The organism is Solimonas soli DSM 21787 (genome assembly GCF_000474945.1).
GTDB classification, from domain to species: domain Bacteria; phylum Pseudomonadota; class Gammaproteobacteria; order Nevskiales; family Nevskiaceae; genus Solimonas; species Solimonas soli.
This window is the reverse complement of record NZ_AXDW01000011.1, coordinates 39,564-60,979: the sequence shown is the minus strand read 5'-3', so window position 1 is coordinate 60,979 and position 21,416 is coordinate 39,564. Positions and strand designations below refer to the sequence as shown.

The 21,416-nt window shown below is 66.6% G+C and carries 16 protein-coding genes and 3 pseudogenes; 14 read left to right on the top strand and 5 right to left on the bottom strand.

Features of this window, described 5'->3' with window-relative positions; translation table 11 throughout:
• The first annotated feature begins 43 nt into the window (after positions 1–43).
• From K344_RS0107345 to K344_RS23920, 10 genes are all read left to right on the top strand, one after another.
• On the top strand, positions 44–2,047 hold the full coding sequence (locus K344_RS0107345; protein WP_028080124.1) for an APC family permease: 2,004 nt from the start codon (positions 44–46) through the stop codon (positions 2,045–2,047).
• A 108-nt stretch (positions 2,048–2,155) separates the two neighbouring features.
• Positions 2,156–2,662, top strand: a complete 507-nt coding sequence (locus K344_RS0107340; protein WP_028080123.1) for a hypothetical protein — start codon at positions 2,156–2,158, stop codon at positions 2,660–2,662.
• An 87-nt stretch (positions 2,663–2,749) separates the two neighbouring features.
• Positions 2,750–3,625: a pirin family protein gene (locus K344_RS0107335; protein WP_051361995.1), complete on the top strand. Its 876-nt coding sequence runs from the start codon at positions 2,750–2,752 to the stop codon at positions 3,623–3,625.
• 25 nt (positions 3,626–3,650) lie between these two features.
• The gene (locus tag K344_RS0107330; protein WP_028080121.1) at positions 3,651–3,971 is read left to right on the top strand and encodes a heavy metal-binding domain-containing protein; all 321 of its coding nucleotides are present in this window, start codon (positions 3,651–3,653) and stop codon (positions 3,969–3,971) included.
• Between the two features lie 7 nt (positions 3,972–3,978).
• The gene (locus tag K344_RS20660) at positions 3,979–4,275 is read left to right on the top strand and encodes a hypothetical protein (protein WP_043114028.1); all 297 of its coding nucleotides are present in this window, start codon (positions 3,979–3,981) and stop codon (positions 4,273–4,275) included.
• A complete protein-coding gene (locus K344_RS0107320) occupies positions 4,272–4,520 on the top strand; it encodes a hypothetical protein (RefSeq protein WP_028080120.1) in 249 nt (82 codons plus the stop codon). Before K344_RS20660 ends, K344_RS0107320 begins: the two co-directional genes overlap by 4 nt.
• Before the next feature lie 10 nt (positions 4,521–4,530).
• The gene (locus K344_RS24965) at positions 4,531–4,719 is read left to right on the top strand and encodes an AAA family ATPase (RefSeq protein WP_084197124.1); all 189 of its coding nucleotides are present in this window, start codon (positions 4,531–4,533) and stop codon (positions 4,717–4,719) included.
• A gap of 144 nt (positions 4,720–4,863) precedes the next feature.
• Complete coding sequence (locus tag K344_RS23925) at positions 4,864–5,475, top strand: hypothetical protein (RefSeq protein WP_157622821.1); 612 nt, start codon at positions 4,864–4,866, stop codon at positions 5,473–5,475.
• A gap of 37 nt (positions 5,476–5,512) precedes the next feature.
• Positions 5,513–9,487 carry an RHS repeat domain-containing protein gene (locus K344_RS20655; protein WP_084197123.1) on the top strand — a complete coding sequence of 1,325 codons (3,975 nt, stop codon included), beginning with the start codon at positions 5,513–5,515 and terminating at the stop codon, positions 9,485–9,487.
• A gap of 270 nt (positions 9,488–9,757) precedes the next feature.
• A complete protein-coding gene (locus tag K344_RS23920; RefSeq protein WP_157622820.1) occupies positions 9,758–10,225 on the top strand; it encodes a hypothetical protein in 468 nt (155 codons plus the stop codon).
• Between the two features lie 208 nt (positions 10,226–10,433).
• Here K344_RS23920 and K344_RS24960 read toward each other — a convergent pair.
• Positions 10,434–10,793 (bottom strand): annotated as a pseudogene (locus K344_RS24960) (ATP-grasp domain-containing protein); the annotation flags it as partial.
• 117 nt (positions 10,794–10,910) lie between these two features.
• A pseudogene (gene purT / locus K344_RS24955) lies at positions 10,911–11,738 on the bottom strand (formate-dependent phosphoribosylglycinamide formyltransferase); the annotation flags it as partial.
• A gap of 92 nt (positions 11,739–11,830) precedes the next feature.
• On the opposite strand from purT, the gene pyk reads away from it, so the two are divergent.
• The 3 genes from pyk to K344_RS24290 all read left to right on the top strand — a co-directional run bounded on the left by pyk (position 11,831) and on the right by K344_RS24290 (position 15,448).
• Positions 11,831–13,267: a pyruvate kinase gene (pyk, locus tag K344_RS0107305; RefSeq protein ID WP_028080118.1), complete on the top strand. Its 1,437-nt coding sequence runs from the start codon at positions 11,831–11,833 to the stop codon at positions 13,265–13,267.
• A gap of 64 nt (positions 13,268–13,331) precedes the next feature.
• Positions 13,332–14,030: a glycerophosphodiester phosphodiesterase gene (locus tag K344_RS0107300; RefSeq protein WP_028080117.1), complete on the top strand. Its 699-nt coding sequence runs from the start codon at positions 13,332–13,334 to the stop codon at positions 14,028–14,030.
• A 104-nt stretch (positions 14,031–14,134) separates the two neighbouring features.
• Positions 14,135–15,448 (top strand): OmpA family protein, encoded by a 1,314-nt coding sequence (locus tag K344_RS24290; RefSeq protein ID WP_169729260.1) that lies wholly within the window; start codon positions 14,135–14,137, stop codon positions 15,446–15,448.
• 77 nt (positions 15,449–15,525) lie between these two features.
• Here K344_RS24290 and K344_RS0107290 read toward each other — a convergent pair whose 3' ends face one another.
• Complete coding sequence (locus K344_RS0107290) at positions 15,526–15,960, bottom strand: protein tyrosine phosphatase family protein (RefSeq protein WP_169729259.1); 435 nt, start codon at positions 15,958–15,960, stop codon at positions 15,526–15,528.
• A 284-nt stretch (positions 15,961–16,244) separates the two neighbouring features.
• On the opposite strand from K344_RS0107290, the pseudogene K344_RS24950 reads away from it, so the two are divergent.
• Positions 16,245–16,685: pseudogene (locus K344_RS24950) on the top strand (MmyB family transcriptional regulator); the annotation flags it as partial.
• A gap of 102 nt (positions 16,686–16,787) precedes the next feature.
• On the opposite strand, the gene adeC reads toward K344_RS24950, so the two are convergent.
• Together adeC and K344_RS0107275 are read right to left on the bottom strand one after the other, a co-directional pair.
• Positions 16,788–18,233, bottom strand: a complete 1,446-nt coding sequence (gene adeC / locus K344_RS0107280; RefSeq protein WP_028080115.1) for an AdeC/AdeK/OprM family multidrug efflux complex outer membrane factor — start codon at positions 18,231–18,233, stop codon at positions 16,788–16,790.
• A 1-nt stretch (position 18,234) separates the two neighbouring features.
• On the bottom strand, positions 18,235–21,390 hold the full coding sequence (locus K344_RS0107275; protein ID WP_028080114.1) for an efflux RND transporter permease subunit: 3,156 nt from the start codon (positions 21,388–21,390) through the stop codon (positions 18,235–18,237).
• Positions 21,391–21,416 lie beyond the last annotated feature (26 nt).

Here is a 21,416-nt window from a genome sequence, read left to right as displayed (position 1 = left end):
CACGATGCTAGAATCCGCCGCTTCGCCCCAAGACCGACCGTCGATGAGCGCATTGCGTGGCCTCTGGCGCCTGATACTCGGCAAGAAGCTCGATCCCTTCGATCCGAGGACCCGCCAGCACATCGTGCTGATCGCCCTGCTGGCGTGGATCGGCCTCGGCGCGGACGGCCTCTCCTCCTCCTGCTACGGCCCGGAGGAGGCCTTCCTCGCGCTCGGCGAGCACCGCCACATCGCGCTCTACCTGGCCGGCGCCACGGCGCTGACCGTGTTCATCATCTCGCTGGCCTACAACCAGGTCATCGAGCTGTTCCCGTCCGGCGGCGGCGGCTACAAGGCGGCCACGCAGCTGATCGGCAAGCACGCCGGCCTGGTCTCCGGCTCGGCGCTGATCGTCGACTATGTGCTGACCATCGCCATCTCGGTCGCCAGCGGCAGCGACGCGCTGTTCAGCCTGCTGTCGCCCGGCGCCCAGACCTACAAGCTCGGCGCCGAGATCGGCGTCATCGTCCTGCTGATCGTGCTCAATCTGCGCGGCATGAAGGAATCGATCGCCATCCTCGCGCCGATCTTCCTCGGCTTCTTCGTCACCCACGCCTTCCTGATCGTCTACGGCATCAGCTACCACGCCGAAGGCCTCGACGACATGGTCGCGGCGACCTGGAACGAAACGCTGCAGCTCAGCCGCGAATCGGGCTGGATGTTCGCGGTCGCCCTGTTCCTGCGCGCCTACTCGGTCGGCGCCGGCACCTATACCGGCATCGAGGCGGTGTCGAACAACATCAACATGCTGGCCGAACCGCGCGTGCGCACCGGCCACTGGACGATGTTCTACATGGCGCTGTCGCTGGCCTTCACCGCCGGCGGCATCATCCTGCTCTACCTGCTGTGGGACGCGCAGCACGTGCCGGGCCAGACGCTCAACGCCGTGACCTTCCGCGCCATCCTCGACAGCCTGCCCTGGGACACGCACACCTCCGGCCTCGTGCTCGGCGTGGTGCTGGCGCTCGAAGCGGGCCTGCTGCTGGTCGCCGCCAACACCGGCTTCCTCGGCGGCCCGTCGGTGCTCGCCAGCATGGCGGCCGATCACTGGGTACCGCGCCAGTTCCGCCAGCTGTCGAGCCGCATGGTCACGCAGAACGGCGTGCTGGTGATGGGCATCGCCGCGCTGGTGATCCTGCTGCTGACGCGCGGCCAGGTCGGACTGCTGGTGGTGCTGTACAGCATCAACGTGTTCCTGACCTTCTCGCTGTCGCTGTTCGGCCTGTGCCGCTACTGGTGGGAACAGCGTCTGTATCGCCTCGACTGGAAGGGCAAGTTCGCGATGGCGTCGCTCGGCTTCATCGTCTGCGCCGCGATCCTGCTGGTCATCCTCGCCGAGAAGCTCATGCTCGGCGGCTGGGTGACGGTGCTGATCACCAGCAGCGTGGTCGGCTTCTGCCTGCTGATCCACCGCCACTACGAGTACATCCGCCAGCTGATGCTGCGCGTCGACCAGGCCTACGCCGTCAAGCCGGACTGGGACGAGGACGCGCCGCCGCTGAAACCGGACGGCGGCGGCGAGACCGCCGTGATCCTGGTCGGCAACAGCCGCGGCGCCGGCATGCACGCGCTGCGCTGGGTGCTCGACACCTTCCCGGGGCGCTTCCGCAACTTCGCCTTCGTGTCGGTCGGCGAGGTCGACAAGGAAGCCTTCAACAGCGAGCGCACGCTCAAGAGCCTGCGTGCGCGCATCGACAATTCGCTGAACTACTTCACCAGCTACTGCGCCAGCCGCGGCCTGGCCTCGAAGACCTATCAGGCCTACGGCGGCGATCCGCTCGGCGAGCTGATGGCGCTGCTGCCGCAGGTCTTCGCGGACTTTCCGAAAGCCACCGTGTTCGCCAGCAAGCTGGTGTTCGGCAACGAAAACCTGCTGACGCGCTGGCTGCACAACCAGATGCCGCTGGCGGTCCAGCAGCGCCTCGAGGCCGGCGGCCGCGAGATGCACATCGTGCCGCTGCCGATCCCCGAGCCGGCCGCGCCGCCGCCGCGCGTCAGTATCCGCTGAGGCGGCCATCGACGACGCCGGCGTCAGGATTCGGCGCTGATCGGGCGATTTGCCGCCGTTCGGCGTCGCGCGCGGCGCGCGGCGCGGTGCAGAGGCTACGCTGCGGCGATGTACAAGCTGCCTCTCCAGCGCTACCGCCGTCTGCGGCACCTGCTGCCGTTCGACCTGCTCGCCGACAAGCTCTACGGCGTGCTGGTGTTCGCGTGCACGGCGCCGCTGCTGGTGCTGAGCGGCGTCACCATCTTTGCCGACCGGCCCTGGCCGATGCATCTGCTGCTCGGCGTCGTCGGCCTGGCCAGCGTGGCGACCCTGCTGCTGGCGATCTGGCTGACGCATGCCATCGTCGCGCCGGTCTCGCTGGCACGGCGCGCGCTGCACGCCTATCACCGCGAGCATCGCGTGCTGGCCCTGCCCGACGATCTCGACGGCGAGGCCGGCGGCCTGCTCAGCGACGTGCGCGCGACGCTGGAGATCTGCGAACGCCAGCGCCTGGTGTTCGCCGAACAGGCCGACTGGGCCTTCCGCGGCAAGCGCTCGCCGCTGCTCGCCAGCAATGGCACGCCGCGCCACGTGCCGCCCGCGGCCGCGATCGAATCGCCGCCGACGCTGTTCTAGAACCGACGGCGCGTGGCCCGCGCGGCGCGGCGGCGCGGCGGCGGCCAGCTCGCTTATGCTGTGGCTCCCCCTCTTCGTGAGCGCTTCATGAGCGACGTCGTCATCGACATCCTGCAGGGCCGGGTCCGCGATCTCGGCGGCGGCGAGATGGTGCGGCGCGTGCTGCCGATCGGCCATCGCCTGATGGTCGGCCCCTGGGTGTTCTTCGACCACATGGGGCCCTGGAACATGACGCCCGGGCGCGGCGTCGACGTGCGCCCGCACCCGCACATCGGCCTGTCGACCGTCACCTATCTGTTCGAGGGCCGCATCGATCACCGCGATTCGCTGGGCAGCGTGCAGACCATCGTGCCCGGCGACGTCAACTGGATGACCGCCGGCCGCGGCATCGTGCATTCCGAGCGCAGCCCGCCCGACGAGCGCGCGAAAGGCGTGCGCGTGCACGGCATCCAGTCCTGGATCGCCCTGCCGGCGGACGAGGAGGAGTGCGCGCCCGCCTTCACGCACTACGCCGCCGACCGGCTGCCGCGCGCGGCTCGCGACGGCGCGCGGATCTGCGTGATCGCCGGCGAGGCCTACGGCCTGCGCTCGCCGGTCGTCACGCATTCACCGACCTTCTACGTCGAGGCGAAGCTCGCCGCCGGCGCGCGCCTGAAGATGCCGGCCGGCTACGGCGAACGCGCGCTCTACGTCGTCGACGGCAGCGTCGCGCTCGGTGCGCAGCGTTTCGCCGAGGGCACGATGCCGGTGTTCGCCGCCGGTGCCGAGATCGAAGTGCTGGCCGAGAGCGAGGCGCACCTGATGCTGCTCGGCGGCGAGCCGCTCGGCGCGCGCACGGTCTGGTGGAACTTCGTGTCGAGCCGTCCCGAGCGCATCGAGCAGGCCAAGGCCGACTGGAAAGCGCAGCGCTTCAAGAAAGTCCCGGGCGAGAGCGAATTCATTCCGCTGCCGGAAACCCGCTGATCGTCATCCCGCACAGGAGCGCCGCATGATCGTCGTCACCAGTGAAAACATCGCCGGTCATCGCGTCGTGCAGACGCTGGGCCAGGCCTTCGGCGTCGTCGTGCGCAGCCGCGGCATCGGCGGCAACCTGATGGCCGGCCTGCGCTCGCTGGTCGGCGGCGAAATCCACGAGTACACGGCGATGCTCGAAGAAGCGCGGCGCCACGCCGTCGACCGGCTCGTGAAGAACGCCGACGCCATGGGTGCGAACGCCATCGTCATGATGCGCTTCGATTCCTCGGAGATCGCGCAGACCATGAGCGAGATCGTCGCCTATGGCACCGCCGTGGTCGTCGAGCGGGTGTGAGCGCGCGATGCTGCGGCAGGTCCTGATCGCGATCGGCGTGCTGCTGCTCATCGGCGCCGGCGTCGCCGCCGCCTGCGGCGTCTACGCGATCGTGCCGCACCTGCTGGTCGGCGCCTTGGTCTTCGGTGCCGGCGTCGCCTGGGAGCGCTGGCGCTACGGCGCGCTGCGCACGCAGCGCCCGGAACCGCACTGGCAGGCGACCGGCGAGCGCTTCATCGATCCCGAGACGCAGGCGCTGGTCGAAGTCTGGTACGACCCGCGGCGCGGCGAGCGCCACTACCTGCGCCTGCCGCCGCGCGAGTGACGCGAGACGACGGCATCCTGATCTTCCTGCAGAGCACCGTAGCGAGCGATGTTGTGCAACACGTCCTGCAAAACGCCGATAGCTATCTGGTCCAAGCCGTGTTGCGCTGCACTGGAATTGCGCTGAACTCAGAGCGCAAGAACGCGCGCGAACAATCCGCCGTCTCGCAACGCTCCGAGGCCTATCAGACGGAACAACCGGTGGTCATTGGCTACCGAGTACTACGCATCGCGCAGAAGCGCTGAATCGGTACCTATGAAGATCACGCGCTTCCAGACGATTCGCGACTACCGCATATTCCGCAATTTTTTGTGGCCTGCGACGGGACTGCCAGACTTCGCACGCTTCAATCTGATCTACGGCTGGAATGGGGCCGGAAAAACGACGCTGTCGACGTCTTCCTGCACATGCAGCAACGGGAGCGCATCATCGGTAATCCTGTAAGGATTCCCCGGTCAATCGTTGTTTCGGGAACCGCTCATCGGCTCTAAGATACCGTTGAGGGGCATTTCGTGCTTTTGTCACATATTGATCGCTGCCTCCTCGATAAGGTCGGCCCCGAGACTGTGGATTCTGTACGGGGGCGGCATGCGAGCGGCCAAGCTTCGATTCAGTGGGGTTCTATCTCTTGGGCTGCTGGCAACGGCGGCACATGCTGCTCCAGCGGCTGTATGCGCTCACCCACAGCTGTGTAGCCTTCTCGTCGACGGCGCTTATGGGAACTACGTCATCGGCACGTTGATTTACGTTGGCAACAGCGCTGCAGTGCGCTCCCTAGTTGCCAGCGCGAAAGCGCGCGGTCTGTGGAAGCACTTGCCGACAGACGCCGAGCAATACGTTCGCAGGGTGAAGCCTGTAGCGATACAGCATGAGGAAGACGGCAAGCTCGTTACCTCCACTGTGTTCATGGAAGTGGCTGAGTTCGAAGCGGCACCACTTCGTATCGGAGACCTCGTCCGTTATACACCGCACGACGGATCGGTCGACCCGCCGCCGAATGACCCACAAGCCGCCGCTCTGTTCCATGGCTTGACTGGCTGTGTCGCGACGCTTTGCGCGCGCGACGATCAGCGCTGCATGTCGCAGTACCGAAGCGGACTCTTCGCCAAAAAGACTGGAATTCAAATCGACTACCGGACCCTGAAGCCGAAATCGTCGGGGCTTTCGATTGATCCGGTATCACTGATCCCGAAGCAGTAACCCATCTCGAAATCGTCGCCATGCGCTGGGGAGTGTCATGACTTTGATGAATCGCGTTCTGCCTGTTTTGCTGTTTGCAGTCATCTTGTCAGCACAGGCGGGCCCTACAAGTTCGGTTGATCCGCATGCAGGTGGATCAAGCTCAAGCACCGACGGAGGTGACGGCGGCAGCAGCGGCGCATCAAGCGGCGGCTGCGGCAGCTCGGGTGGGCCTTCCGGCAACGATGACAAGGGCTGTGGCATGGCGCGGGGCATGCCGGTCTATGCATTCAATTCGATGCTGGCCAGTCTCAGGATCACCGACACCCCGGTCGGGTATCAGCCACCCGTAGGCCCGCCGGTCTTTACCACGCTGACCTACCACCAGAAAGAGTCGGATCAGCCTTCAACGTTCAATTTCTACAACTTGAGCCAGAAGTGGACGATCAACTGGCTCACCTACATTCAGGACGATCCTGCGACCGCGGGCGCCAATGTCCTCCGCTATCAGGCGGGTGGCGGTGGCACTACCTACTCCGGCTACTCGTCGTCGACCGGTGCATTTACTCCCGAAAGAGAGAAAGCCGCGGTGCTGGTGCGCACCTCTGCAAGCCCCATAACGTACGAGCTTCGCTTGGCAGACGGCAGCAAGAGCGTCTTCAGCGCATCGAACGGTGCGACGAGCTATCCGCGCAGGATTTTCCTGAAGACGATGACGGATGCTCAAGGCAACAGCCTGACGCTCAACTACGACAGCCAGATGCGTCTCACCAGTATCGTCGATACGATCGGCCAGAGCACGACCTTCTCCTATACGAACAGCAATCCCCTGCTCGTCACGAAGATCACAGATCCCTTCGGCCGCAGCGCAACCATCGGGTACGACGCCAGTGGCCGCTTATCGTCGATCACCGATGTGATCGGGATGAACTCTACGTTCGGGTACGACAGCGGCACCTTCATCCAGTCGATGACGACGCCCTACGGAACCACCACGTTCCTGCAGCAGCAGGTCAGCACAACGCAGTACTGGATTCAGGCGACCGATCCGACCGGCCACACGGAAAGAACCGAGTTCCGTCATACGGCGCCCGGCATTTCTTACAGCGATCCGACCGCACCGTCCGGCATGGGGATCACGAATGCCTATCTCAACTACCGGAACTCGTTCTATTGGGACAAGGAGGTCTTTGCGAGCGCGTGCACCGGCACCGGCACGGCCACCACATGCGACTACACCAAGGCCCGCATCAAGCACTTCATGCATCTCTCAACAGCCACGAGCACGACGAGTGGCGTTCTCGAAAGCATCAAGTACCCGATGGAATCACGTATCTGGTATCGCTACCCCGGGCAGACGGACCCTTTGTACACCGGCTCTCTGGATCGTCCGACCCAGGTTGGGCGGGTCACCGACGCGGGGGCGACCAAGGTCACAAAGTACACGTACAACGCTCAGGGCATGGTGCTGACGGAGATCGACCCCGTCGGACGCGAGAGTCACTACACGTACGCTAGCAATGGGATTGATTTGCTGACCATCACTCAGAAGAACGGCAGTACCTATGACACGGTTGCGCAGTACACCTACAACTCGCAGCACCGGCCGCTGACCTATGTCGACGCGGCGGGGCACACGACTTCCTATCAGTACAACAGCCGCGGCCAGATAACCGTTATCACCGGTGGGCCCAAGGATACGATCGAGTATCACTACAACCCCAACGGCTATCTCCTTTATGTCAGTAACGCCATTGGCAACGATATCCTGAGGTTCACCTACGATGCATACGGCCGCATCGCAACCTCGGCGAAGTACGGCTTTACCACTACGCTTGCATACGACGCTCTCGATCGTGTCATCAGTGAGACCTTCCCCGATGGGACCTCTCGCGTCTACACGTGGGATCGATTGGACCTGAAGAAGCACCGCGATCGTGAGCTGAAGCTGACGACATACAGCTACGATGCGCTGCGGAATCTCGTTTCCGTTACCGATCCGATGAACCAGATCGAGTCGTATACCTACTACGCCAACGGCAATCTGCGTACGCAGACCGACAAGAATGGCAACGTCACAACGTGGGATCGGGACCTCGAGGGCCGGCCGACGAAGAAGACGTTCGCGAACAGTTCATATACAAGTTACATCTACGACGGCATTGATCGCCTGTGGAAGGTGACCGATGCTTTGGGCCAGACCAAGACGTATTCCTACGCGCTCGACAATCGGCAGACGGCGATCAGCTACTCCGGGGCCGTCAACGCGACCGCGGGCGTGTCTTACACCTACGATCCGTACTATCCGCAGCTGGTGTCGATGACGGACGGCATCGGAACCTCCGAATTCTCGTACGCCCCGGTGGGTTCGCCAGGTGCGTTGAAGCTGGATTCCGCCTCGGGTCCGTTCGGGCTCAACGACAGCGTGGCATACGGCTACGACACGTACGGTCGCTTAACGTCGATCACGACGAATCAAGTTCAAACCTTCGACTACGACGGCATCGGCCGGCCTATTGGCGATCAGAATCCGCTGGGCTTTTTCCAGAATTCCTACGACGGTGACTCTGACCAGTTGTTGTATCGACTGCTACCGATAGGTGGCGGTGGTCACTACGTCGCTTATACCTACGACGGCGATACCGGCGACCGACAGCTTCAAACGCTCAGCTATCGCGGCAATCTTGCCTTGCTTGCCTCGCGCAAGTTTACCCTGACGCACTCTGCTGAACATCGGCTACTAACGAAGGCTGATTACAATAAGACCACGGGCCTGACTCGCAATGAGAGCTATACATACGACGACAATGGTCGCTTGACATTCCAGGACACCGCCTCGTCGACCGCGCTCGATGATTCATATACCTACGACGCAGCCAACAACTTAACGTCCTACACGAGCAGTAGCGTGACGGTCTCGACCACCGTGAATAATTTGAACCAACTCGCGACAGTCAACAGCAGCACGTGGACGTACGATGCGAATGGCAATCTGCTGAACGATGGAGCGTTCACCTACCTTTGGGATGCGGAAGACCGCCTGATCTCGGCCACTAACATTTCGAACGGTCACGTCACCGGGTTCAAGTACGACGGCCTCGGCCGTCGTCTCGTGGTGTCGGAGAAGAACAGTGGCCGCACCGCGACGGAAACCCGGTACACCTGGTGCGGTCAGCGTATCTGCCAAGCGTCGAATCAGAGCAACGTAGTCATCGCGAACTACTTCGACCAAGGCGAGCTGCATGGCGCGACGAAGCTCTACTACATCAAGGACACCATCGGCTCGGTTGTTGGCGTCATGGATATAACGGGATCGCTGCTCGGCGGCGCCTTGTATGAGGCCTATGGAAACCTGAAGATCGGCACGGGAACGACCACGGACTTCCGCTTCGCTGGCATGTTGTTCAACGAGGCAACAGGTCTCTACCTGGCCAACTACCGGGTTTACAAGCCTAGCGTGGGCCGTTGGATCAGTCGCGACCCAATTGAGGAGATAGCGGGCCCCAATCTTTATGCCTATGTCGGGGGGAATCCGATTAACTATATCGATCCCTATGGCTTGTATTGCCTTTCTGCCGATACGATTGCTGCGATCGAGGGATCGTTGGGTGGGTTACTTACGGGGGTAATCTACGGCGGTGTCAACGGCGGTCTCGCGGGAGCAGCGGTTGGTGGCCTGACTGGACTGGCAACGGGCTTGATCGCTACTTCCTTCGCCGTAACTCTCGGTAACAATGTTGGCAGTGCCGGAGTTGGTGCGGGACTTACGTCAGCAGTTGGCGGAGAGAGTCCGAGAGGAGTTGCTGGCGGCGTTGCTGGTGCAGTAGCCAGCGTCGCAATTGCTAATGGTGCGCAAGCACTCTTCGGAAGCAGCCTGGGCGCGGCCCCCGGCGCGGGTGCAATCGGAGGACTCGTTGGTGGTGCGGTTGCCGGCGATCCCCGTCTGGCCGTAGCGGGCGCAATTGGGGGTGGTGTCGCTGGTGCCTTGGGCGACGCGCTTCGTGGTGGCAATGACTGCGGGTGCGGCAAATGATCGGCGCATCGTCCCACCGACTGCAGCACCTTGGGTTGTTCGCTCTTATTCTTGGTGTGGTGCTTCTCTCCATGGGAGCGGATCGCCGATTTGTTCTCTTTGCTTTGCTCGCATCAGTTCTAATGTCGTCTCGATATGCGTGGATCCAAGTCCGTTTGCATGGAAAAGGCAGAGCCTGGGCTCTGCTGCGAGCTACATCGGTTCCTGTCCTCGTATGCCTGACAGCGATAGCGATCGTTGTTTGGAGATTTGAGTCGCTGGTTGCGATGCATGGATTATGACTTGCGGCTATCAGCTACGGCTGATGGCGGCATCAATGACTACAACTATGTCGGTAGTGTCGGAATAGTCGGCGGTGGCTGCAATCCGATTTCGTGTGTAGACCTCACTGGACTGGCCTGCTTTAACGCAGATCAATTCGCCAGCGACATCGAACAGAACAGGTTTGATCTTGGCGCCACAGCAGGAACCCTGGGCGCGACGCTGGGAGTCGGCACAATGCCGAAGATGCCGGGGGAGCTGCGGGGACTTGGCGTACCAAGAAGCCAACTGAATCCATTCACGAGCCAGTTGAGCCGATGGGCCGGCAGAACGGACATACGCGCGTTGAGGGACCTTGGGCGGACAGCCGGCGGTATCGCCGCAGGCACTGTCGCTACAGGCGCGACGATTTCCGAGGGCTTCTACGATTGGGGGGTCATCGGCAAGGCCGCTTGGGAAAGTCTGAATAACCTCTGATTCTGGCGCACCCGAAGCGACCTTACTTCTACTTTTCGCCTGTCGCGATTTTCTGTGACTACGTCAAATCAGCGAGGATCTTTCAGCAGCGAGCCGGCGCAACCTCCTGCCAACAACCCGAACAGCACCGCGCTGCACAGCCGGGCATGGCTACGGATGTTCCGCGCGCCGGCCTTCCATACGGCGCCTTGCGCTTTCGCCAGTGCGCTCATGCGAGCCTGAGCTGCGCCGCCGCGCGGCGCGCCTTGTCGCGCGCCATGTCGACCGAGTCGGCGAGCGCGAGCGTCACCGCCATGCGCCGCTTGCCGACGATCTCGGGCTTGCCGAACAGGCGCAGCTGGGTGTCGGGCTCGGCGAGCGCGGCGTCGGCGCCGGTGTATCGCGGGGCTTTGCGGTCGCCCTCGAACAGCACCGCGCAGGACGCGGCCGGGCCGCGCGTGCGGATGTTCGGGATCGGCAGGCCGAGGATGGCGCGCGCGTGCAGCGCGAACTCGGAGAGATCCTGCGAGATCAGCGTGACGAGGCCGGTGTCGTGCGGACGCGGCGAGACTTCCGAGAAATAGACCTTGACGCCGCCGTCCATGGCGAGACTTCCGCTATCTGATTGAGCCCCTGCCCGGCCATCCCTGGCCGGGCGTTCGCGCCCACCGGAGATGCCATCCGAGGCATCTCCGATGCGTAGGCGCTCACCCACGATGAACAGCTCGACGCCGAACAGGCCGCGGCCGTCCGGATGGCAGAGCGCGCCGACCACCTTCTCGGCGATCTGCTGCGACTGGCGCAGCACGGCCTCGTCCATCGGCTGCGGCTGCCAGGATTCGCGGTAGTCGCCGTCGATCTGCAGGTGGCCGATCGGCGGGCAGAAACTGATGCCGCCGGCGTGCTTCACCGTCAGCAGGGTGATCTCGTAGTCGAAGGGCACGAAGCCTTCGACGATGACGCGGCCCTGGCCGGCGCGGCCGCCGGCCTGCGCGTAATCCCAGGCTTTCCGGATATCCGCCTCGCGCTTGACGACCGACTGGCCCTTGCCCGAGGACGACATCACCGGCTTGACGACGCAGGGCATGCCGAGCGCGGCGACGGCGGCCGCGTATTCCTCGTACGAGCCGGCGAAGCGGTACGGCGAGGTCGGCAGGCCGAGTTCCTCGGCGGCGAGGCGGCGGATGCCTTCGCGGTCCATCGTCAGCCAGGTCGCGCGCGCGGTCGGGATCACGCGAAAGCCCTCGGCTTCGAGCGACTGCAGGGTCGGCGTGTGGATCGCCTCGATCTCCGGCACGACGAGGTCCGGCTGCTCCAGCTCGATGACGCGCCGCACCTCGGCGCCGTCGAGCATGTTGATGACGTGGCTGCGGTGCGCGACCTGCATGGCCGGCGCGTTGGCATAGCGGTCGACGGCGATGGTCTCGACGCCGTAGCGCTGCAGCTCGATCACCACTTCCTTGCCGAGCTCGCCGGCGCCGAGCATCAGCACCTTGGTGGCGTGCTCGCTCAGCGGCGTTCCGAAAACCGTCATGTCGTTCTCCACGGAAAGGGTTGTGGCGCGCCGCAGGCGCGCGAAGCGGCGTTATTGTATTCGCAGGAGGATGCCCACCCATGACCAGGCCCATGCCCCGTCGAACCAAGATCGTCGCCACGCTCGGCCCCGCCACCGACGATCCGGGAATCCTGCGCCGGCTGCTCGCCGCCGGCGTCGACGTCGTGCGCCTGAACTTCTCGCACGGCACGGCCGACGACCAGCGTCGCCGCGCCGAGCAGGTGCGCAGGACAGCGCAGGAGCTCGGGCTCGACGTCGGCATCCTCGCCGACCTGCAGGGTCCGAAGATCCGCATCGAGTCGTTCGCCGCCGGCCCGGTCGAGCTGCAGGAAGGCCAGAGCTTCACGCTCGACACCGCGCTCGGCGCGCAGGCCGGCGACGCGACGGTGGTCGGCTGCGCCTATCGCGAGTTGCCGGACGACGTGGCCGCCGGCGACGTGCTGCTGCTCAACGACGGCGCGATCAGCATGCGCGTCGACGCGGTGCGCGGCACGCGCGTGATCTGCACGGTGCTGGTCGGCGGCCTGCTGTCGAACCGCAAGGGCATCAACAAGCAGGGCGGCGGGCTGTCGGCGGCGGCGCTGACCGACAAGGACAAGGAGGACTTGCGTACGGCGGTCGCGCTCGACGTCGACTTCATCGCCGTGTCCTTCCCGCGCGCGGCAAGCGACATGCTCCAGGCACGCGAGCTGGTGCAGGCGGCCGGCGGCAGCTGCAGCCTGGTCGCCAAGATCGAGCGCGCCGAGGCGCTCGGCGTGCTGCGCGAGATCATCGCCGCCAGCGACGTGGTGATGGTCGCGCGCGGCGATCTCGGCGTGGAGATCGGCGATGCGGAGCTGCCCGGCTGGCAGAAGCGCATCATCGCCGAGGCGCTCGAGCAGAACAAAATGGTGATCACCGCGACGCAGATGATGGAGTCGATGATCACGAGCCCGGTGCCGACGCGCGCCGAGGTGCTCGACGTCGCCAACGCCGTGATCGACGGCAGCGACGCGGTGATGCTGTCGGCCGAGACGGCGACCGGCAAGTATCCGGTCAAGGTCGTCGAGGCGATGGCGCGCGTCTGCATCGGCGCCGAAACCGTGCCGACCACGACGGCGCGGCGCTCGCTGTCCTTCGACACGCACTTCGAGCGCACCGACGAGGCGATCGCCATGGCGACCAGCTGGACGGCGCGGCACATGCACGCGCGCGCCATCGTGGCGATGACCGAGTCCGGCAACACGGCCTTGATGATGTCGCGCAGCGAGGCGCAGATCCCGATCTATGCGCTGACGCCGCACGAGCGCACGCGGCGGCGCATGGCGCTGTGCCGCGGCGTCTACCCGATCGCCTTCCTGCCGAGCGACGACGACGCGCCGGGCCTCGCCAAGACCCTGGAGGCGATCGAGATCCTCAAGTATCGCGGCGCCGTCGCCGACGGCGACCGCGTGCTCGTCACCAAGGGCGACGGCGTCAGCTCGGGCGGCACCAACACCATGAAGATCATGCACGTCGGCGAGCGTTGAGCTTCCCAACGGCCGTGGCGCGGCGCACGATGGCGCTCCGCGCGGCGCGGAATCGGAGCATGCGATGAGCGAGCAGCGTCCCCTCACGATCATCGGCCACCGCGGCGCGCGCGGCCACGCGCCCGAGAACACGCTGCTGGCGCTCGACACCGGCATCCGCCTCGGCGCGCCGTGGCTGGAATTCGACGTGCAGTACGTCGCCGGCGAGTGCTGGCTGATGCACGACCTGACGGTCGATCGCACGACCGACGGCCACGGTCCGCTGGCGAAGCTGAGCGCCGCGCAGATCCGCGCGCTCGACGCCGGCGGCGGCCAGAACGTGCCGACGCTCGCCGACGCGCTCGACCTCATCGAGAACCGTGCCGCCGTCAACATCGAGCTGAAGACCTGGGACGGCTGCGCGCAGGCGGTGGCGAAGATCCTGCGCGACTACATCGCCGACGGCTGGCCGGCCGAGCGCTTCCTGGTCTCGTCCTTCCATCATCCGGAGCTGTGGGAGTTCCGCGAGCTGCTGCCCGAGGTGCCGGTCGGCGCCCTGGTCTGCGGCGTGCCGCTCGACTGGGCCGGACCGGCGACCGAGCTCGGCGCGGCGGTGCTGTCGGTATCGAGCGAGTTCGTCGACGCGCGGCTGGTCGAAGACGCGCACCGGCGCGACCTGCAGCTGTGGGTCTACACCGTCAACGACGTCGACGAGATGCGCGCGCTGCGCGCGCTCGGCGTCGACGGCTTCTTCACCGACTATCCGGACCGCGCGCTGCGCTGAACGTCGGCGAGGTGCGTCGGACCCGGCCGCGCAATATCATGCCGGCCAAGACGATTCCCCCCACGCCGCAGCGTCGCGGCGGTCCCGCAACGAAGGAGTCGAGTATGCGTGTCACCGGAGGTTTTTCGCATCTGCGCTGGTCGTGGATGGCCCTGGCCGTATTGCCGCTCGGCGCGCATGCCGCCGATGGCTGGTATCTCGGGCTCGAAGGCGGCGCGAACTGGCTGGAGAGCGAGGACTATCGCGTCTATGACTATTCCGCTCCGCTCAGCAACGTGCCGGACGGCACGCGCATCGCGCGGGCCAAGCTCGACACCGGCTGGCTCGGCGGTCTGGCGGTCGGCTTCGCGTATCCCAACGGCCTGCGCAGCGAGATCGAGCTCGCCTACCGCAACAACGACTTCAAGAGCCTGTATCGCGACAGACTCGGCCCGCTCAGCAGCGGCGGCACGACCTCCGACGTCGACGGCGGCAACCAGCTGGCCACGGCGATGCTCAACGTCTGGTACGACTTCTTCCGCTCCGGCAGCCTGCATCCGTACATCGGCGCCGGCGCCGGTGCCGGCCGCCTCGAGATCAACAGCGGGCGCTGGGGCAACACCCCGCTGCGCGACCGCTTCGACACGCGGTTCGCCTGGCAGCTCGGCGCCGGCCTCGCCTACGAGCTGAGCCCGCACTGGACGGCCTCGCTCGACTACCGCTATCTGCGCCTCGCCAGCGACGCGTCCTTCGATCTGCTCGAGAACGCGCCGAACACGCGCGTGGAGACCGACTACAAGGCACAGTCGGCGATGCTGACCCTGCGCTACGCCTTCGGCTCGCCGGCGCCGGCGCCGCTCGCGCCGGTCGCCGAAGCGCCGGTCGAGGTCGTGCCGGTCGAGCCGCCGCCGGCACCGCCGCCGCCCTCGCCGGTCTGCAAGCAGTTCGCGCCCGGCGAGACCTTGAATCTCGACGGCTGCAAGGCCGGCGACAAGCTGGTGCTGCACGGCGTGAACTTCGAGTTCGACAAGGCCAGCCTCACGGTCAATGCCAAGACCCTGCTCGATCAGGTCGTCAGCGAACTGAGCCGCCACCCGGACATCAAGGTGGAGATCGACGGTCATACCGATTCGAAGGGCGCCGACGCCTACAACCTGAAGCTCTCGCAGCGCCGCGCCGACGCGGTCAAGGCCTATCTCGTCGCGCACGGCATCGCCGCCGAGCGCATGACGACGCAGGGTTACGGCGAAACGATGCCGATCGGCGACAACAGCACGGAGGACGGCCGCGAGGAAAATCGTCGCGTCGAGCTGAAGATCACCGAAGGCGGCGAGGCGGCCGCCGCGGCGAGCGACACTGCGGAACCGCTGACCCTGACCGAGGTGCCGGACACGACGCCGGCCGAACCGGTCGACCCGCTGGCCGCGCCGCAGCAGTAACGCCGCTCGCCCGGGGCCACAGCGAAAAGCCCGCCGTCGTCGACGGCGGGCTTTTCGTTTTGCCGCGGGTCGGCGCCTTACGCGCCCATCAACTGCCGCACTGCCGGTTCCATGGCGCGCAGGCCGGCGGCGCGGCCGATGGCCAGCGCCTCGTCGACGCTCTTGGCCTCGAGCCAGAACGCCTTGAGCGCGAACAGCGCGCCGACGCGGTTGCTGCTCGCGCAGTGCACGAGCGTGGCGCCCTGCGCCGCGGCCAGCGCGTCGGCCAGCTTGCGCGCGTTGTCGGCATTGAGATCGCCGGCGCCGGCGACCGGGATGTTGACGTACTGCAAGCCGAGCTCCCGCACCAGCGCCGGCTCGTCGTAGGCCGCCGGCTCGCTGTGCGGGCAGAGGTTGATGACGGTGCCGACACCGCGCTGCTTGGCGAGCGCGAACTGCTCGGCGCTTGGCCGGCCGGCGGTCGAGATCTGCGGAAAGGGCTGGCCGGCATTCGGCAGTTCGGGCAACAGCATGGCGGGCTCCATCGTGCGAAGAGCCGCCAGCTTAACGCCGCGCCGGCGCGCGAGCACCGTCGCGTTCAGCCGTAGGCCGGCGCGCGCCTGGCGCGCCGGCCAGCGGGTGCCGCAAGGGCCCGAAGCCGAGCACCGGCGTCAGCAGCAGATACGGCCACACGGTGCGGCCGCTGCGGCGCGCGTCGCCGATCATCCAGATCATCGCCAGCAGGCGCCAGCGGGCGGGCGATGCGAGATCGGCGAACGCCTGCGGCTCGCCGCCGGCCTTGCGGGCCCTCGACCTGATGCTGCGCCGCCACGAGCCGTGTCCGGCGGGGGTCGTCGACCGCGCCTGGAATCTGCTGCGCGCCAACCGCGTCGCCCTGCCGCTGCTCGGCGCGCCCGGTGCCGACGAGACGATGTGGCGCGCGGTCGGCGGCGAAGGGCCGCGCAAGCTGCTCGAGCTGATCCTGCACGAACGGGGTCTGCGCACGCGCATCGCCAGCATCGAGGCATCGCGCCGCCGCTGCTGGCGCGCCGCGCGCGAGGCGCTGGAGCATCCGGCGGTCGCCGCGCAGCTCGACGAGCTGCCGCGCCATGCCGGCCGGCCCCGGCACTGGCGGCAGCTCGACCCGCGCCAGCCGGCCCTGCCGGTGCCGGCGACCGAGTTCGTCGTCGGCGCGCAGCGCGTGCGCCTGTTGGCGATGCTCAGCACCTTCCGCACGCCGCTCGAGTCAGCGCCGACGGGCGGCGCGTCGAAAAGCTTCTTCCCCGCCGGGGCGGCGCGCGACGCGCTGCTGCGCGCGCTGACGGCGGACCGGCGCTGGGCGCGCCGGCCGCCGCGCGCGTCAGGGCGCGGCGGGACCGGCGCCCGGCTGCGCCGCCGTGCTCTCGTTCCAGCCGCCGCCGAGCGCCTTGTACAGCGTCACCAGGTTCTGCAGGCGCGCCAGCTTGATCGAGACGTAGCCCTGCTGCGCCGCGTACAGCGAGCGCTGCGCGTCGAGCGTCGTCAGGTAGCTGTCGACGCCGGCGCGGAAGCGCAGCTCGGCGAGCCTGTAGCTCTCGCCGCTCGCTTCGAGAAGGGTCTGCTGCGCGGCGAGCTGCGCATCCAGCGTGGCGCGCGAGCCGAGCGCGTCGGCGACTTCGCGGAAGGCGTTCTGGATCGTGCGCTCGTACTGAGCGACGTAGATGTTCTTCTGCACCGTGGCGAGATCGAGGCCGGCGCGGTTGGCGCCGCCGCTGAAGATCGGCACGGTGATGGTCGGCGCGAAGCTCCAGGCGTCGCTGCCGGCGTCGAACAGGCCCCTGAACTCGCTGCTCGCGGTGCCGTAGCTGCCGGTCAGCGTGATGCGCGGGAAGAAGGCGGCGCGCGCCGCGCCGATGTTGGCGTTGGCGGCGCGCAGATCGTGTTCGGCGGCCAGCACGTCCGGGCGGCGCGCGAGAACTTCCGAGGGCAGGCCGGCGGGCAGTTCGGTGAGCAGCTCCTGCGTATCGAGGTCGCGGCCTTGCGGCAGGTCGGCGGGCAGGGCCGGCACGCCGAGCAGCAGCACGAGCGCGTTGCGGTCGAGCGTCGCCTGGCGCTGGTACTGCGCGAGATTGGCGCGCGCCGTCTCCAGCGCGGTCTGCGCCTGGCGCAGATCGAGCGCGCCGACGGCGCCGGCGTCGAACGATTTCTGCGTCAGCGCGAAGGACTGCTGCTGGCTGTCGAAGGTGTCCTGCGTCACGCGCAGCAGTTCCTGGTCGGCCAGCCAGCTCAGATAGGCGTTGGCGACTTCGGCGACCAGGGTGATCTGCGCGCTGCGCCGCGTCTCCTCGTAGCCGAGATAGGTCTCGAGCGCTTCGCGCTTGAGGCTGCGCACGCGGCCGAACAGGTCGAGCTCGTAGGACGTGAAGCCGACGCCGACGCTGTAGTTGTGCGAGACGTTGTGATCCGGATTGCTGGTCAGATCGTCCGGCGTGCGCTGGCCGCTGCCGGTGCCGGTGCCGGCGATCGCCGGCAGCAGCTCGGCGCGCTGGATGCGGTACTGGGCGCGCGCCGCCTCGACGTTGAGCATCGACACGCGCAGGTCGCGATTGTTGGCGAGCGCGATCTCGACCAGCTTCTGCAGGCGCGGATCGGCGAAGAAGTCGCGCCAGCCGAGATCGGCGGCAGCCGGCGTCGACGCGGCGCCGGTGCCGGCATCGGGATATGCCGCGGCGACCGGCGCGGCGGGGCGCTGGTAGCGCGGCTCCAGGGTGCAGGCCGAGGCCAGCAGCGCGGCGGCGAGCGCCGTCATCGTGAAGCGCAGGTTCATCTCAGTGCTCCCCGCCGGCCGTGCCGTGTGCCGGCGTGCCGCCGTCGAGCCGCGCCCGGTCGCGCTCGACGAGCTTGCGCACCCAGACGAAGAACACCGGCACGAAGAAGATGGCCAGCACCGTCGCGGCGACCATGCCGCCGATGACGCCGGTGCCGATCGCGTTCTGGCCGCCGGAACCGGCGCCGGTCGAGATCGCCAGCGGCAGCACGCCGAGGATGAAGGCCAGCGAGGTCATCAGGATCGGCCGCAGGCGCTGGTGCGCGGCATGCACGGTCGCCTCGACGAGACCCATGCCGCCGTCGTAGTTGGCCTTGGCGAACTCGACGATGAGGATCGCGTTCTTCGCCGACAGGCCGATGGTGGTGAGCAGGCCGACCTGGAAGTAGACGTCGTTGCCGAGGCCGCGCAGCAAGGTCGCGAGCACCGCGCCGAGCACGCCGAGCGGCACGACGAGCATCACCGAGAGCGGAATCGACCAGCTCTCGTACAGCGCCGCGAGGCAGAGGAAGACCACGAGCATCGAGATCGCGTACAGCGCCGGCGCCTGGCCGCCGGACAGGCGTTCCTCGTACGACAGCCCGGTCCATTCGTGGCCGATGCCCTGGGGCAGCTGGGCGAGGATCGACTCGATTTCCCGCATCGCGTCGCCGGTGCTGTAGCCGGCTGCCGGCTCGCCGAGGATTTCCATGGAGGAAATGCCGTTGTAGCGCTCCAGCTTCGGCGGACCGTAGATCCAGTGGCCGCTTGCGAACGCCGAGAACGGCACCATCTGGTGCACGGCGTTGCGCACATACCATTGCCCGAAATCCTCGGGGCGCATGCGCGATGCCGCATCGCCCTGGACGTAGACGCGCTTGACGCGGCCACGGTCGATGAACTGGTTGACGTACGACGAGCCCCAGGCCGACGACAGCGTGTCGTTGATGTCGTTGACCGTGAGCCCGAAGGCGCTGGCCCGCTCCCAGTCGATGTCGACCTTGTACTGCGGCTCGTCGGCCAGGCCGTTGGCGCGGATCGAGGTCAGCACCTTGCTCTGCTTGGCGAGCTGGATGAAGCGGCCGCGCGCCTCGATGAGCTGTTCGTGTCCCAGCGCGGCGCGGTCCTGCAGGGCGATGTCGAAGCCAATGGCGTTGCCGAGCTCGGTCACCGCGGGCGGAACCACGGCGAAGATCTCCGCGTCCTTGTACTGCAGGAACTTCGCCTTGGTGCGCGCCGCGAGGGCCGGCACGCGATTCTGCTTGCCCGAGCGCTCGCTCCAGTCCTTGAGCTTGACGAAGGCCATGCCGGAGTTCTGGCCGCGACCGCTGAAGCTGAAGCCGCGGATCGTGAACACCGAGGTGACGACGTCCTTTTCGTCGTTGAGCAGATAGTCGCGGATCAGCGCCAGCGTGCGGTCGGTGCGTTCGCTGGTCGCGCCCGGCGGCGCCGTGACCTGGATGAACATCAGGCCCTGGTCCTCGTTCGGCAGGAAGGCGCTCGGGATGCGCGTGAACAGCAGGCCCATGACGGCGACGATGGCGACGTAGGCCAGCATGTAGCGCGAGCTGCGGCCGACGATGCCGCGCACGCCGGCCTCGTAGCGGCGGTTGCCGGCGTTGAAGACGCGGTTGAACCAGCCGAAGAAGCCGGTCTTGCGCTCGTGGTGGCCCTGCTCGACCGGCTTGAGGAGCGTCGCGCACAGCGCCGGCGTGAAGATCAGCGCGACGAGCACCGACAGCGCCATCGCCGAGACGATGGTGATCGAGAACTGCCGGTAGATGACGCCGGTCGAGCCGCCGAAGAAGGCCATCGGCAGGAACACCGCCGACAGCACCAGCGCGATGCCGACCAGCGCGCCGGTGATCTGCGTCATCGACTTGCGCGTCGCCTCCTTCGGCGACAGGCCCTCCTCGGCCATCACGCGCTCGACGTTCTCGACCACGACGATGGCGTCGTCGACGAGCAGGCCGATCGCCAGCACCATGCCGAACATGGTCAGCGTGTTGATGCTGTAGCCGGCCGCGGCGAGCACCCCGAACGTGCCGAGCAGCACGACCGGCACGGCGATGGTCGGGATCAGCGTCGCGCGCAGGTTCTGCAGGAACAGGTACATGACGAGGAAGACCAGCACCACCGCCTCGAACAGCGTCTTGACGACCTCCTCGATCGACAGGCGCACGAACGGCGTGGTGTCGTATGGATAGACCACGTCGAGCCCCTGCGGGAACTGCGCGCGCAGGTTCTCGACCGTCGCGCGCACGGCGTCGGCGGTGTCGAGCGCGTTGGCGCCGCTGGCGAGCTTGATGGCGATGCCCGATGCCGGCTTGCCGTTGTACAGCACGTCGAAAGCCTCGGTCTCGCCGCCGAGCACGACGCGCGCCACGTCGCGCAGGCGCACCTGCGAGCCGTCGGTGTTGACGCGCAGCAGGATGTTCTCGAAGTCCTCGACGGTCTGTAGGCGCGTCGGGCCGATGACCGTGGCATTGAGCTGCTGTCCGGGCGTCGCCGGCAGGGCGCCGAGCTCGCCGGACGAGATCTGCACGTTCTGCGTGCTGATCGCGCTCTTCACGTCGACCGGCGTCAGCGCATAGCTGTTGAGCCTGGCCGGGTCGAGCCAGATGCGCATCGCATACGAGGAGCCGAACACCTGGTAGTCGCCGACGCCCGGCGTGCGGCTGATCGGATCCTGTACGTTGGAGACGATGAAGTCGGAGATGTCGTTGCGGCTCATGCGGCCGTCGGTCGACACGAAGCCGACGACCATCAGGAAGTTCTTGGTCGCCTTGGCGACGCGGATGCCCTGCTGCTGCACCTCGGTCGGCAGCTGCGGCATGGCCAGCGACAGCTTGTTCTGCACCTGCACCTGCGCGGTGTCCGGGTCCGTGCCCTGCTCGAACGTCAGCGTGATCGTCATGCTGCCGTCCTTGTTGCTCTCGGACGAGAAGTACAGCAGGTGGTCGAGGCCGGACAGCTGCTGCTCGATGACCTGCGTCACCGTGTTCTGCACGGTCTCGGCCGAGGCGCCCGGATAGCTGACGCTGATCGAGATCGACGGCGGCGCGATCGCCGGGTACTGCGCGACCGGCAGCGAACGGATCGACAGCAGGCCGGCCAGCATGATGACGATGGCGACCACCCACGAGAAGATCGGGCGGTCGATGAAGAAATTGACCATTAGCGTGTCCCCCGCGCCGCGGGACA

Bases quoted from the DNA above. Each gene is read 5' to 3' on its own strand.
- K344_RS0107290 (WP_169729259.1), bottom strand. From the start codon at position 15,960: ATGCTGTTGCCCGAACTGCCGAATGCCGGCCAGCCCTTTCCGCAGATC.
- K344_RS23920 (WP_157622820.1), top strand. From the start codon at position 9,758: ATGGATTATGACTTGCGGCTATCAGCTACGGCTGATGGCGGCATCAAT.
- K344_RS0107330 (WP_028080121.1), top strand. From the start codon at position 3,651: ATGATCGTCGTCACCAGTGAAAACATCGCCGGTCATCGCGTCGTGCAG.
- K344_RS23925 (WP_157622821.1), top strand. From the start codon at position 4,864: ATGCGAGCGGCCAAGCTTCGATTCAGTGGGGTTCTATCTCTTGGGCTG.
- K344_RS20655 (WP_084197123.1), top strand. From the start codon at position 5,513: ATGACTTTGATGAATCGCGTTCTGCCTGTTTTGCTGTTTGCAGTCATC.
- K344_RS0107335 (WP_051361995.1), top strand. From the start codon at position 2,750: ATGAGCGACGTCGTCATCGACATCCTGCAGGGCCGGGTCCGCGATCTC.
- K344_RS20660 (WP_043114028.1), top strand. From the start codon at position 3,979: ATGCTGCGGCAGGTCCTGATCGCGATCGGCGTGCTGCTGCTCATCGGC.
- K344_RS24290 (WP_169729260.1), top strand. From the start codon at position 14,135: ATGCGTGTCACCGGAGGTTTTTCGCATCTGCGCTGGTCGTGGATGGCC.
- K344_RS0107300 (WP_028080117.1), top strand. From the start codon at position 13,332: ATGAGCGAGCAGCGTCCCCTCACGATCATCGGCCACCGCGGCGCGCGC.
- K344_RS0107345 (WP_028080124.1), top strand. From the start codon at position 44: ATGAGCGCATTGCGTGGCCTCTGGCGCCTGATACTCGGCAAGAAGCTC.
- K344_RS0107340 (WP_028080123.1), top strand. From the start codon at position 2,156: ATGTACAAGCTGCCTCTCCAGCGCTACCGCCGTCTGCGGCACCTGCTG.
- K344_RS24965 (WP_084197124.1), top strand. From the start codon at position 4,531: ATGAAGATCACGCGCTTCCAGACGATTCGCGACTACCGCATATTCCGC.
- adeC (WP_028080115.1), bottom strand. From the start codon at position 18,233: ATGAACCTGCGCTTCACGATGACGGCGCTCGCCGCCGCGCTGCTGGCC.
- K344_RS0107275 (WP_028080114.1), bottom strand. From the start codon at position 21,390: ATGGTCAATTTCTTCATCGACCGCCCGATCTTCTCGTGGGTGGTCGCC.
- pyk (WP_028080118.1), top strand. From the start codon at position 11,831: ATGCCCCGTCGAACCAAGATCGTCGCCACGCTCGGCCCCGCCACCGAC.